This is a genomic window from Acidobacteriota bacterium (genome assembly GCA_030774055.1).
Lineage (GTDB): Bacteria > Acidobacteriota > Terriglobia > Terriglobales > Acidobacteriaceae > JACPNR01.
In genome coordinates this window covers 13,672-27,479 of record JALYLW010000043.1, presented here as the reverse complement: position 1 = coordinate 27,479, position 13,808 = coordinate 13,672, and the positions used below count along the sequence as shown (strand labels likewise).

Below are 13,808 nucleotides of genomic sequence, written 5' to 3'. Positions count from 1 at the left end.
CGCCGCCGCTGACTACTACCTGCGTGGACCCGCTCGTACCCGCCAAGGGTCGTGTGGACGCGCCCGCGCTTGACACGGAAGTCTTGCCCGCGATGAGTGACTTGCCGGTGCTAGCGACAACTGCTTGCGCCGGCGTCGCCGGCACATGAGCCGACGGCCGTGTGGACGCGCTTGGGGTTGACACCGATGTCTCGCCCGCGCCTTGCCCGCGCACAACTCCGAGCACCGCTGCCACCAAGACGACCGCCGCCATGACCATTGCCGGTCGCAACCAGCCGACGCGATGAGGACGCACCGCCAGCATCGTCAAGAAGCTCGGTGCCTGACGTGCGTCTGCCCGGCGCAGCGTTTGGAACAACGACCTCAGCTCGGATTCGTTACGCTCTGGCGCGTCTGGCTTCAGCAACGACCTGCTCCTTTTCCAGCATCTCCCGCATCTTCTTCTTGCCGCGGTCGTAGTGCGTCCGCGCGGAACCAACTCCCACGCTCAGCGCCGCCGCCGCTTCCTCGATGGTCAGCTCCTGGTAAAACACCAGGTGCAGCACCTCGCGCTGGCGGCGGGGCAGCTCGCCGAGCATACGGCGGAACTGCTCGCGCAATTCCGATTCGAAGAGCGTTGCGTCCGCGCCCGGCCCACGTTGCAACGCCGCCGCAGATTCCATCGCCGCCAACCGCAGTTTGCGCCAGATCCACCGCCTGCGTTCTTCCGCCGCGGTGTGCCGCACCACGCCGAAGAACCACGTCTTGAAGCTCGATCGGCCCTCGTATTTCGCGCGGTCCTCGAGCACTTTCAAGTAGCTGCGTTGCAGCACGCTCTCCGCGCGTCCCAGATCGCCATCGGAGCAGGCAAGCGCCCACCCAAAGCTCCGTGTGCAGCGCTTCGAGTTGTGCTCGCAACTCGTCCGGGTGCATCAGGCATCCGTCCTATGAGTGAGAGAAACTAGCTGGTTATATGACCAAAGAGGGTGGGATAAGACGAAAATCTTTGCGCTCGCCGCGGCAACCGAGATTGACCATATTGCAACCGTGAACTAGCCTCGTCGTTCGCATGCGCCGCATCCTTTGTCTATCGCTCATCTTCTTCTCGCTTGCGGGCCTCGCTTCCGCCCAGGCCCCGCTCCGCCCCAAGCATGCCAAGCACGCGATGGTCGTCAGCGTCCACGAGCTGGCGTCGCAGGCTGGGGTGGACGCGCTGCGTCGCGGCGGCAACGCCGTCGACGCCGCCGTTGCCACCGGCTTCGTCCTCGCCGTCGTCCATCCGCAAGCAGGGAACATCGGCGGCGGCGGCTTCATGCTGGTGCGCTTCGCCGATGGCGAAACGCACTTCGTGGACTATCGCGAGAAAGCGCCCGCGGCCGCCACGCGCGATATGTACATCGGCGGTCCAAACTCAAAAAATGCCGGCAAGCCCGATCCGAACCTCAGCCTCGTCGGATACAAGTCCATCGCCGTCCCCGGCTCCGTCGCCGGCATGTACTTCGCGCATAATAAATGGGGGAAGCTGAAGTGGGCGAGTTTGCTGGCCCCCGCCATCCGGCTCGCGCGGGAGGGATTCCGCTTGTCGTGGGAAGACGCCGACGACCTGCGCGATCCCGAAGTCAAAGAACTCGCCGATTTCCCCACCAGCAAACGCATCTTCCTCCGCAACCCACTCCGCAACGGACGCCCCTACGAGCAAGGCGACGTGCTGCGCCAGCCCGAACTGGCGCGCACGCTCGAACGCCTCGCGCGCGATCCAATGGAGTTCTACAAAGGTCGGATGGCGCGCGAGATCGCCGCCTTCATCCAAAAGGGCGGAGGCCTCGTCACGGCTGATGATCTTGCGAAGTATGAAGTAAAGATCCGCCGCCCCGTCCGCGGCAGGTATCGCGGCTACGAGATCATCGGCGCCCCGCCGCCATCTTCGGGCGGCATCACGCTCATCGAGACGCTGAACATCCTCGAGGGCTACGACCTCGCGAGCCTCGGCAGCCGCTCAGCCGATTCCATGCACTTGACCATCGAAGCCCTGCGCCGCGCGTTCTACGATCGCGCGGATCTCCTCGGCGACTCCGACTTCGCCCAGCTTCCCGTCGCGCAACTGCTCGATAAGAAATATGCGGAAGCCTGGCGCGCCTCCATCGATCCGATGCGCGCCACCCCCAGCAACGAGCTCAAGCGGCCGCCATTCGAGGGCATGGACGTGAGCGCTCGACTTCGCCCGCCTGGCGTCAATATCCGCGAGCCCGAGCACACCACGCACTACTCCATCGTCGACGCGCACGGCAACGCAGTCGCCGTCACCACCACGCTCAACGATTCTTTCGGCTCGCGTGTCACCGTGGACAAGCTTGGTTTTTTGCTCAACGACGAGATGGACGACTTCACCTCCGCGCCCGGCGCGCCCAACACCTACGGGCTCATCCAGGGCGAGGCCAACGTCATCCAGCCGGGCAAACGCCCACTCTCGGCGATGGCGCCGACCATGGTACTCAAAGATGGCAAGCTCTTCCTGGTACTGGGAACGCCCGGCGGGCCACGCATCATCTCCACCGTCGCCAACATCCTGATGGGCGTGATCGATCACTCGCTCGACGTGCAGCAGGCCGTCACCGCGCCGCGCTTCCACCACCAGTGGACGCCGGACGAGGTCCGCATCGAGCGTTACGGCTTCTCGCCCGACACGCTCCGGCTTCTCGCCGCGCGCGGCCACAAGTTGCTCATCAAGGGTTACTGGTCCGACGGCGAATGCATCATGATCGATCCAAAGTCAGGCGAGCTGCTCGGCGCAACCGACCCGCGCGGTAACGGCCGCGCGCTGGGATACTGATCGCGGCGTTCGCCCGCTAAGCATTGACTGCTTGCACCCGCTAAGCTAGCCTCGTAAACCTGCCCACATTGATTTCGGGCCCAGCCATGATGCGAGCGATGTCGACCTACGTCTTCGTCAAGGACCGGCTGCATCCCGGTCTGCTGGATAAGCTCGTGCAAGGCGGCGCGCAGGCCGTCGAGATCTTTGCCGCTCGCGGACACTTCGACTACACCAGCAAACAGCACATCAAGGAGATCGCGAAGTGGTTCCAGGATTCTGGTGTCCCGCTGCGCTCCCTGCACTCGCCGATGTTCGCTGACGACGACTGGGGACGCTCCGGCGCGCCCGCCGTCAACGTGCTCGAGAAAGATCGCAAGACGCGCATCGCCGCGATGGACGAGATCAAGCGCGCGCTCGAAGTCGCCGAGACGCTGCCCTTCGAATACCTCGTCCAGCACATGGGCAACGCGGGCGAAGAATGGGACGAGGCGAAATTCGAAGCTGGCGTCAGCTCGATCGAGCACATCCAGGCCTTTGCCAAGGCCCTCGGCGTCACGCTGCTGGTCGAGAACATCCCCAACGAGTTCTCCACCGCGGAGAAGCTGCTCGCCTTCATCCATAACGTGCGCGACGTGTTCGTGTGTTTCGATGTGGGACACGCGCACCTTGCCGATGGCATCGAGCCCACCTTCGATCGCGTAGCGCCGCTCATCCGCTCCACCCACGTGCATGACAATCTGCACGACCGTGATTCCCACCTCTGGCCCGGCAAGGGGAACATCGATTGGCCGCTGGCCATGCGCCTGTTGCACTCGGCGCCGCAAAAGCCGCCGCTCCTCCTGGAGATCGACGGCGAAGGCCACGACGTCGTGCAAGGGATGAAAGATTCCTTCGCGCGCCTCGAGCAGATCGCCGCCGTCACCACCGCCAATCGTTAAAACCACTAGCCACGGATCTCACGGAGCCGCACGGATAGACCTTATTCTTTTGCGTTTTCTGATTTCTTTTTGTTTCTTCTGATCCGTGACATCCGTGGCCATCCGTGGCCAAAGGTTTTCGTCCGGTACTCCTGTAAAATCAAGGTTTCCCTATGGATGCTCCCGTCACCAGTATCACTCAGATCGGCCGTCACGACGGCGAGACCGTCACGCTGCGCGGGTGGCTCTACAACCTGCGCGAGAGTGGCAAACTGCTGTTTCCCATTTTTCGCGATGGCTCCGGCGTCATCCAGGGCGTGGTCGCGAAGAACGCGGTCGCGCCCGAAGTCTTCGAGACGGTGAAGAACCTCACGCTCGAGTCGAGCGTGATCGTGACCGGCAAGGTCCGCGCCGATAAGCGCGCGCCCGGCGGCTACGAGATGGACGTCGTCAACGTGGAAGTCGTCCAGAAAGTCCCGGAGAACGATCCCTTCCCCATCTCGCTCAAGGAACACGGCGTCGATTTCCTGATGGAGCATCGCCATCTCTGGGTGCGGACGCCGCGGCAGGCGGCCATCCTGCGCATCCGCGCGGAGATCGAGAACGCCGCGCGTGAATTCTTCAACGAGCGCGACTTCGTGCTCACCGATCCGCCCATCCTCACGCCGGCCGCGTGTGAAGGCACGAGCACGCTCTTCGAAGTGGACTACTTCAATCAGCAGGCCTTCCTCACCCAGAGTGGACAGCTCTACATCGAGGCCACCGCCATGGCCCTGGGCAAGGTCTATTCCTTCGGCCCGACCTTCCGCGCGGAAAAATCGAAGACCCGCCGCCACCTCACCGAGTTCTGGATGGTCGAGCCTGAGGTCGCCTTCCTCGAGCTCGACGGACTCATGGAACTGGCCGAGAACTTCATCACCTATATCGTGAAGCGCGTCCTGGAACGCCGCCGCGGCGATCTCGAGACCATCGAGCGCGACATCACCAAGCTCGAGCAGGTAGACACCCCCTTCCCACGCATCACCTACGACGAAGCGGTGAAGATGCTGCAAGAGGGCCACGCCAAGGGCGAGCTCGAGCACAAGTTCGAGTACGGTGGCGACCTGGGCTCGCCCGACGAGACTTATCTCTCCAACAAGTTCGAGCGGCCGGTGATGGTGCATCGTTATCCGGCGCAGGTGAAGGCGTTCTACATGGAGCCTGACCCGGCGCGTCCTGACCTCGCACTCTGCGTGGACGTGCTCGCCCCCGAAGGCTATGGCGAGATCATCGGCGGCTCGCAGCGCATCGGGTCGTACGAGAAACTTTCGCAACGCATCAAGGAGCACAACCTCCCTGAAGCCGCCTTCAAGTGGTACCTCGATCTGCGCAAATACGGCGGCGTGCCCCACGCCGGCTTCGGCATGGGCATCGAGCGTGCGGTGGCATGGATCTGCGGGCTGGAACACGTCCGCGAGACCATCCCGTTTGCCCGCACCCTGACCCGTATCTACCCATAAATCCCTGCATCGCGAAGAGAACCCTTCACCACTGGAGACACGGGGCCACGGTGTTTCTTGTCATTCTGAGCGAGGCGCGGGCGAATCATCCCCGCGCCGAGTCGAAGAACCCCTATGGCAACCGCACTCTTTCAGGGACGCCATTCCAAAACCACCTCCGTGGCTCCGTGCCTCCGTGGTGGGTTTTGACTTTAACCACCCTAGAATCATAATCTTACAGCCCTAGGCTGACCACCTTGATACCGCTCCCGCCCGGTTCCTCCGCCCCCGTTTAGAATAGGGGTTTCTAGAAGAACGTCTTCAGCAGTCCTCGAAACCCCCTCATGGCCACGATGCCTCCCATTCCGCCGCCCATCCCCACCATCACCCCCAAGAAGATCGTCGTGATCGGCGTCCCGCTCGACCTGGGCGCCTCGCGCCGCGGGGTGGACATGGGTCCGTCCGCCGTCCGCGTCGCCGGGCTCGAAGCGCGTCTTGAAGCTATCGGACACATCGTCGAAGACGCCGGCAACATCGCCGTCGCCATCGCGGAGCAGAAGAAGGAAGGCTCGCCGCACGCCAAGTATCTGAAAGAGATCACCGCCACGTGCACCAAGCACGCAGAACTCATCCTGAAGACGCTCGAAGCCGGCAAGACGCCGCTCGTTCTCGGCGGCGACCACTCGGTCGCGGCCGGCACGGTGGCCGGCGTAGCCGAATTCCATCGCCGCCAGAACCAGCGCATCGGACTGATCTGGATCGACGCCCACACCGACATCAACACCCCCGACACCTCGCCCAGCGGGAACGTCCATGGCATGCCGCTCGCGGCCATCATGGGACTCGGTCCGCCCGAGCTGGCGAACATCTTCGGCTTCGCGCCTAAGGTGCAGCCCGAGAACTGCGTGCTGGTCGGCGTCCGGGATATCGACGCGGTCGAAAAAGAGAACGTGCGGCGCGCCGGCGTGGAAGTCTTCACCATGCGCGATATCGATGAGCGCGGGATGCGCACCATCATCGAAGAAGCGTTGCGTATGGCGGGCCGCGGTACTGCCGGCTACCACGTCTCGCTCGACATGGACTGGATCGATCCCGAAGACGCGCCCGGCGTCGGCACGCCGGTCCGCGGCGGCGCCACCTATCGCGAGGCCCACCTCGCGATGGAGATCATCGCCGACCACGGCCGCATGACGAGCTTCGAGATCGTCGAGGTCAATCCCGTCATCGACGAGCACAATCGGACGGCCGACCTCGCCGTCGAACTCTCGCTCAGTGCCTTCGGCAAGAAAATCCTCTGATATTGGAGCGCCGGCGTCCCCGCCCGCTGGCTAGTATCCGCGCCTTCAATGAGGGGCGGCGCCAGGCGCGCGAATCGGAGAACCGGTCCTATGCCGAGAAAAAGCGGTTACGGCGACGAAATGAACGGCCGACTTGCGTCACTCAAGTGCCAGCTCTCCGCAACTGCCAATAGAACGCCGCGACGAATGAGGCAGTCACAATTAACCAGAATATTGGAGACCGCCCGAGGAAAGAGGTGGGATTCCACCCGACATTCGGACCGTGTCGAACAGCCAGAAAGACAGGGACGACAATCATCGCAAGCAAGATAGCTGCGCCTGCTGCACCGATTCCAGCGATGAGGCTCTTTGCAATTGCCATCTAGCGTGCGCAAGCCTGACCCCCTTTCCTCCCTCGGTCAAGCGCCATATCGCGGCACGATGAATCTGTATCGGTTAAGACACATCTCGATGCCGTGGTTTGGCGCGTTGCGAGTGGAGGGGGGATTCGACCTTGAATCGGCCCATCCCTGGAGGAAGTCGATCGAATCAAGCCCCTTTGACACCCCCGCCCGCTGGGTGCCCGGGCCAAAATCAGATTCGAGCCCGCTTTAGCGGGCGACACAAATCCTGTAGTCTTCCCCCGCACATGACCTGCCCAACTTGCGGACAACCCGCGCAAGCCGCGGAGCGCTTCTGCGTGAACTGCGGCGCCGACCTGACTGTGACAGGCGCGTCGGGCTCGCCCTCGATTGCGCCAACAGCAGCAGCTCCCGCCCTCGCGCCCGAAGCCACATCGCAGCCGAGCCCGCCCTCCGGCGAATTGCGCGGCGTCGGCGGATGGCTGCTGCTCTTCTGCGTCTGAATCACCATCGTCGATCCGCTTTACGGGCTGCGCCTGCTGCCCTTCCTGCGCTACCTCTCGCTCAACTGGACGCTGCCACTCTCGCTTGCGCTCATCGTCTACGGCATGGTCACCGGCATCCAGCTCTGGCGCGTGCGGCCGGGGGCGCTGACGCTGCTGCGCGTCTACTTCGCGCTGGTGCTCGCGCTCACGCTCTTCACCATCGGCCTGATGTTCTACCAGACGCTCGGGATGCACATCAGCCTCTGGTCGGTCGTCGCATGGGTGCGGACTGCGGCCTTCCTCGGCGTCTGGGTCACCTACTTCCGCGTCTCCAAGCGCGTGCGCGCGACCTACGGCAGGAACCTCTAGCTGGCACTGGCTCGCGACTGCACCTCTGATTTACACTTTTCCGCACCCTAACGACCCTCCTGTACCACCATCCTTTGGAGGTATCAATGCGCAAACCCCTGCTCTTCATCGTTACGGCAATCTTCCTTGCTTCGGTGCCTGTCGTCGTCCAGGTAAACGCCCAGATGCACCACGCCGCCGCCGCTCCGGCAAAGAAATCGGCGAATGACGTCACCCTCCAACCCGGCCTCGGTACGATGCACCATCCCGTCACCACCTCCAGCCCGGAGGCACAGAAGTACTTCGATCAGGGACTGAACCTGGTCTACGGTTTCGACCACGCCGAGGCCCTCAAATCATTCCAGCGCGCCGCCGCGCTCGATCCCAACATGGCGATGGCTTACTGGGGCATCGCTTACGCCGTCGGCCCGAACTACAACGTGCCGGTGGATTGGGAGCGTGAGCAGATCGCCTATGAAGCCATCGGCAAAGCCGAGTCTCTCGCCGCGAAGGCCACGCCGGCGGAGCGCGCGTATATCGCCGCGCTCTCCAAGCGCATCACCAACGACAAGAACGCGAACCTGCACCAGCTCGATATCGATTACTCCAACGCGATGCGCGACCTGGTGAAGGCCTATCCCGAGGACCTCGACGCTGCCACGCTCTTCGCCGAGAGCATGATGAACCTGCGTCCGTGGAAGCTGTGGCAGCCCGACGGCTCTCCCGCGCCCGGCACCGAAGAGATCGTGGCCACGCTCGAGTCCGTGCTGCGCCGCGATCCCAAACACCTCGGTGCGATGCACTTCTACATCCACGCGGTCGAGGCTTCGCAGTCCCCCGAGCGCGCGCTCGCCAGCGCCGACCATCTCGGCGCGCTCGCTCCCATCTCCGGACACATTGTCCATATGCCGGCGCACATCTACATCCGCACCGGCGATTTCGAGAGCGCCGAGATTGCGAACGAGAAGGCGGCCCGCGCCGACGAGGCATACATCGCGAGCGCGCACCTTCAGGGCATCTACCCGCTGATGTACTACAGCCACAACCTGCACTTCCTCGCCGCCGCCTACGGGGCCGCCGGCCGCTACGCCGACGCCATGCGTTCCACCCAGCGGTTGGAGCACAACGTCGCCCCGCACCTCAAAGACGTCCCCATGCTCGAGGGCTTCATGCCCACGCGCTACTTCGTGCTCGCGCGCTTCCATCGCTGGGCAGACATCATGAACCTGCCGCAGCCGCCCGCCGGCCACCATTTCCAAACCGTGATGTGGCACTACGCCCGCGGCGTCGCCCTCGCCGCTAACGGAGACGCTGCCGGCGCGCAGAAGGAACGTGCCGCGCTCGTCGCGGCCGGCAAGCCGATTCCGGCTGACATGATCGTGAGCCCGGTGGGGAACACCGCCGTGGCGGTGGTGAACGTAGCCGCCGCTGTGCTCGCGGCGCGCATCATTGAAGCCCAGGAAGCCAAGGCCGGCGGCAAGGCGGATGCCAAGGTCATCGACGCCTGGCGCAACGCCGTCACCGAATACGACAAGGTGGCCTACGCCGAGCCGCCCGACTGGTACTATTCCGTGCGCGAGTCGCTGGGCGCCGCGCTGTTGCGTGCCAAGCAATATAAGGAAGCCGAGCAGGTATTTCGCGACGACCTGGTGCGCAACCGCCGCAGCGGCCGTTCGCTCTACGGCCTGGCGCTGGCGCTCAAGGGCGAGGGCCGCGACTACGATTCCGGATTCGTTATGACAGAATACAAAACCGCCTGGAGCAAGGCAGAGAAGCCGCTGGCCGAAGGTGACCTCTGATCCTCGAGGCGGTCTAAGGGTGGTGGATATCTTTGTCTCGTAGTCTTCATTACCTTTAGCAGGAATTGCAGATTTTAGATTGCAGATTGCAGAATCGCCCGAACGCGGCCTACAACTATCCTGCAATCATCAATCTGAAATCTGAAATCTGAAATCTGCAATCTGACATCAAGGAGCCATACATGCGTCGCACGCCGTGGGTTGTGAGCGTCCTGTTCCTGTCCGTGTTGGGAATGGCCCAGACCGCCGAAGAGTTGGTGGCGAAGAACCTGGCCGCGAAGGGTGGAGAAGAGAAGATCAAGGCCATCAAGACGTTGCGCCAGGCCGGGCGCTATCAGGAAGGTGATGGCTTCACCGCGCAGGTCAGCCTGGAAGCGAAGGCGCCGAACCAGCTGCGGCAGTCATTCTCGCTCCAGGGCATGACCCAGGTGCAGGCTTACGACGGCGCCACCGGCTGGCAGATCAATCCTTTCCAAGGCCGTCGCGACGCCGAGATGCTTGGTGAAGACGACATGCGCGACATCACGGAAGACGCCGACTTCTACGGGCCGCTGGTCGACGCCAAAGCCAAGGGCGAGACCATCGAGTATCTGGGCCATGCCACCGTCGATGGCGACGACGCCTACAAGCTCAAGGTCACGCTCAAGAATGGCGACGTCTATTACTACTACCTCGATCCCGATACCTTCCTCGAATTCCGCACCGAGCGCCAGCAGTTCGTTCGCGGCAGCGTGCGCGAGACGGTCACCGAGTTCGGTTCTTACAAGCAAGTGAGCGGTGTCTACATGCCGTTCGTGATCACCAGCGGACGCCGCCGGGATCTTGCCAACGCGGCCACCGTCACCATCGCCACCATGGAAGCGAACGTCCCGCTCGAGGACCACATGTTCAAGATGCCGGCCACGCCGGCCACCCCACCCGCGCTTGGTCCGCAGGCGGGCACCGATCCCAAGACGCAGAAACCGAAGCCTCCAAAGGAAGTCAAGCCGGCCAGCACGAAGCCGCCGCAGCAGTAGCGCTACCGGTCCGCTTGGGCTCTCGCTCCATCACATCTTGAAAGGAACATGACGATGACTCGGAATCGCAAAGGCTTTGCAGCAACGGTGGCGATGTTCGCGATGTTCGCGATGTTCGCGATGGTAGCGATGCCGCTCGGCGCGTGGGCGCAGGAAAATGCCAGCGCAACGCCGGCGCCGGTGAAGTATGACGCCGCGACCATCTCCGGCCTGTCGGCGCGCAACATCGGCTCCGCCATGATGAGCGGCCGCATCGCCGCGCTCAGCGCCGTCGACGAAAAAGGACGCATCACCGTCTACATCGGCGCGGCCTCGGGCGGCGTTTGGAAGTCGGTGGATGGCGGCTCGAGCTTCCGCCCTGTCTTTGATGACCAGAGCGTGCAGTCCATCGGCGCCATCGCCATCGATCCCGCAAACCACAAGACCATCTACGTGGGCACCGGCGAGCCCTGGACGCGCAACAGCGTCTCCATCGGTGACGGTATCTACAAATCCACCGACGGCGGCGAGAACTGGACCAACATCGGGCTGAAAGACAGCGAGCGCATCGCCAAGATCATCGTAGATCCAAAAGATTCGAACACCGTCTTCGCCTGCGCCGTCGGCGCGTTGTGGAGCGATAGCGACGCGCGTGGCGTCTACAAATCCACCGACGCCGGCAAGAACTGGCGCAAGGTGCTGGCCGGCGCGAATGCCTCGACCGGCTGCGGCATGATCACCTCCACGCCCAACCAGCCCGGCACGCTCTACGCCGGCATGTGGGACTTCCGCCGCCAGGCTTGGACCTTCCGCTCCGGCGGCCCGGGCAGCGGTCTTTTCAAGTCCACCGACAATGGCGAGCATTGGACCGAGATCATCGGCGGCGGCATGCCCGAGAAACCTTACGGACGCATCGCCATCACCATGGCGCCCGGCAAGCCGAACACGGTCTACGCCATGATCGAGTCGAAGAAGAGCTCACTCTATCGCTCCGACGATGGTGGCAAGACCTGGACCAAGGGTGATGCATCGAGCTACATGGTCTGGCGCCCGTTCTACTTCGCCAACCTCATCGTGGATCCCGTCAACGAGAACAAAGTATTCAAGGTGGATGGCCCGCTCCTGCTCTCCACCGACGGCGGCAAGAGCTTTGGCGCGGTCTCGCGCCAGGCGCACGGCGATTTCCACGATGTCTGGATCGATCCCACCAATACCAACCTCATCTTCACCGGTGACGATGGCGGCTTGTGGCGCTCGCTCGATGGCGGCAACCGCTGGGAGCACATGGTCAACCTGCCACTCTCGCAGTTCTACCACGTGAGCGTGGACAACGCCGATCCCTACCACGTCTACGGCGGCTTGCAGGACAACAGCTCGTGGGTCGGCGATTCGTCGTACCCCGGCGGCATCACCAACTCGCGCTGGGAGAATCTCTACGGCGGCGACGGCTTCTGGATGTGGGAAGACCCCTCCGACCCGGACTACATCTATGCCGAGTCACAAGGCGGCGAGATCGGCCGCGTCAATCGCCACACACTCGAAGCGCGCTTCATCAAGCCGTATCCCAACTACGGGGAGAAGAAGCTGCGCTGCAACTGGAACACGCCCATCATGGTCAGCCCGAACGGCAAGAACACGCTGTATTACGGCTGCCAGTTCCTCTTCCGCTCCACCGACCACGGTCATTCGTGGCAGCGCATCTCGCCCGATCTCTCCACCAACAATCCTGAAAAGCAGAAACAGGAAGAGTCCGGCGGCGTCACCGTGGATAACTCCGCCGCCGAGATGAACACCACCGTCTACTCCATCTCCGAATCGCCCAAAGACGCGCAGGTCATCTGGGTCGGCACCGACGATGGCAACGTGCAAGTCACGCGCGACGGCGGCAAGAGCTGGACCAACGTCACCGCCAACGTGCAGGGCGTGAACACGAAGACGCCTATCACTTCCTGGGTCGAGGCCAGTCCCTTCGATGACGGAACCGCCTTCGCCACCTTCGATGGCCACATGCAAGGCGACATGAACCCCTACGCGGCGAAGACCACTGACAGCGGTAAGTCGTGGCAGTTGTTCGACCTTGCCGGCAGTGGCGTTCGCGGATACGCGCACGTCATCAAGCAGGATACGAAAGCCGCCAACCTGCTCTTCCTCGGTACTGAGTTCGGATTGTGGGTCTCCATCGATGGCGGCGCGCACTGGGCGCAGTACAAAGGCTCGAACTTCCCCGCGGTCGCGGTGCGCGATCTGGTGGTGCACCCGCGGACTTCCGACCTCGTCCTCGGAACTCACGGGCGCGGCATCTGGATCATCGACAACATCTCGCCCTGGCGCGCGCTCACCCCTGAGACCATGCAGAAACAGGCGGAGTTCTTGCCCGGCCAGCCCGTCATCCAGTACGTCAACGCGAACGGCGGATGGCCCGAGGGCGCCAACTCCTTCGAGGGTCCAGGACGCTCTGAAGCCGCCGGAATCCCGTTCTATCAGCGCAGCCGCCACATCTTCGGCGACCTGAAGATCGAGATCCTCGATGCCCAGGGCAAGCTGGTGGATACCGTTTCGCCGAGCAAGCGTCGCGGCGTCAACCGCGCGAAGTGGTCGATGCGGCTCAAACCTCCCACCGTCCCGCCGGCAGCGAGCGCGATGTTCGGCGCCAGCGTGGGACCGCGCGTCCTTCCCGGCACCTACACCGTCCGCATGACCAAGGGCGACCAGACTTACACCACCACGCTCGAGGCTGTGCTTGATCCGCGCGCGAAGTACACCGTCGAAGACCGCAAGGTGCAGTTCGCACTCGTCAACCGGCTCAGCGGCATGCTGAATCACATGTCCTGGGCGGTGGCCGCCATCGTCAGCGTGCGCGACCAGGCGCAGCAGGCGGCGTCCAAGCTCGGGAATAATGACCCGCTGCGCAGGCAGCTTATGGCCTTGGCCGCTTCCGAAGACGTCATCCGCGGCAAGCTCGTCGCCACCAAGGAAGGCGGCGCCATCACCGGTGAGGAACGCTTGCGCGAGTACCTCGGCGGACTCTACGGCGATGTGAACCAGTACGACGGACGTCCCACCGACTCGCAGGTAGCGCGCACCGAAGCGCTCCAGCGCGAGCTCGACGACGTGGTCAAGCAGTTCAACGACACCACCAACAAGCAGCTCGGCGCGGTGAACAAAGGCCTCGCCGGGAAGAACCTGCCGCCCATCAAGATCCTCTCCGAGCCAGACTGGCAGGCGCAGGAAAGTTCGGGCGGCGGTGGCGGCTCGGGCATGCAGTCCCGTCATTCCGCGCACTCCGCGAACGATGGATCCGCGACCGAAGGCCAAGACGACGCCCGCTTCGACCGCGACTGACCTTTTCGCGTAAC

Annotated in this window: 9 protein-coding genes; 8 read left to right on the top strand and 1 reads right to left on the bottom strand. The window is 63.4% G+C overall.

The genetic code is table 11. The features are described from left to right. Window positions 1-377 precede the first annotated feature (377 nt). Window positions 378-812, bottom strand: coding sequence for an RNA polymerase sigma factor (locus M3P27_03760; GenBank protein ID MDP9267424.1), 435 nt, complete (start codon window positions 810-812; stop codon window positions 378-380). Window positions 813-1,048: 236 nt separating this feature from the next. Here M3P27_03760 and ggt point away from each other — a divergent pair, with 236 nt between their 5' ends. From ggt to M3P27_03720, 8 genes are all read left to right on the top strand, one after another. Next, window positions 1,049-2,809, top strand: a complete 1,761-nt coding sequence (gene ggt / locus M3P27_03755; GenBank protein MDP9267423.1) for a gamma-glutamyltransferase — start codon at window positions 1,049-1,051, stop codon at window positions 2,807-2,809. Window positions 2,810-2,907: 98 nt separating this feature from the next. Further along, window positions 2,908-3,729: a sugar phosphate isomerase/epimerase gene (locus tag M3P27_03750; GenBank protein ID MDP9267422.1), complete on the top strand. Its 822-nt coding sequence runs from the start codon at window positions 2,908-2,910 to the stop codon at window positions 3,727-3,729. Window positions 3,730-3,881: 152 nt separating this feature from the next. Next, window positions 3,882-5,207, top strand: coding sequence for an asparagine--tRNA ligase (gene asnS, locus M3P27_03745; GenBank protein ID MDP9267421.1), 1,326 nt, complete (start codon window positions 3,882-3,884; stop codon window positions 5,205-5,207). Window positions 5,208-5,530: 323 nt separating this feature from the next. Beyond that, the gene (gene rocF, locus M3P27_03740) at window positions 5,531-6,484 is read left to right on the top strand and encodes an arginase (GenBank protein MDP9267420.1); all 954 of its coding nucleotides are present in this window, start codon (window positions 5,531-5,533) and stop codon (window positions 6,482-6,484) included. 949 nt (window positions 6,485-7,433) lie between these two features. Further along, complete coding sequence (locus tag M3P27_03735; protein ID MDP9267419.1) at window positions 7,434-7,679, top strand: hypothetical protein; 246 nt, start codon at window positions 7,434-7,436, stop codon at window positions 7,677-7,679. 86 nt (window positions 7,680-7,765) lie between these two features. Then, a complete protein-coding gene (locus M3P27_03730) occupies window positions 7,766-9,457 on the top strand; it encodes a hypothetical protein (protein MDP9267418.1) in 1,692 nt (563 codons plus the stop codon). A gap of 182 nt (window positions 9,458-9,639) precedes the next feature. Next, window positions 9,640-10,473 carry a hypothetical protein gene (locus tag M3P27_03725; protein MDP9267417.1) on the top strand — a complete coding sequence of 278 codons (834 nt, stop codon included), beginning with the start codon at window positions 9,640-9,642 and terminating at the stop codon, window positions 10,471-10,473. Between the two features lie 48 nt (window positions 10,474-10,521). Then, window positions 10,522-13,794, top strand: a complete 3,273-nt coding sequence (locus M3P27_03720; GenBank protein MDP9267416.1) for a sialidase — start codon at window positions 10,522-10,524, stop codon at window positions 13,792-13,794. The last annotated feature ends 14 nt before the right edge of the window (window positions 13,795-13,808 follow it).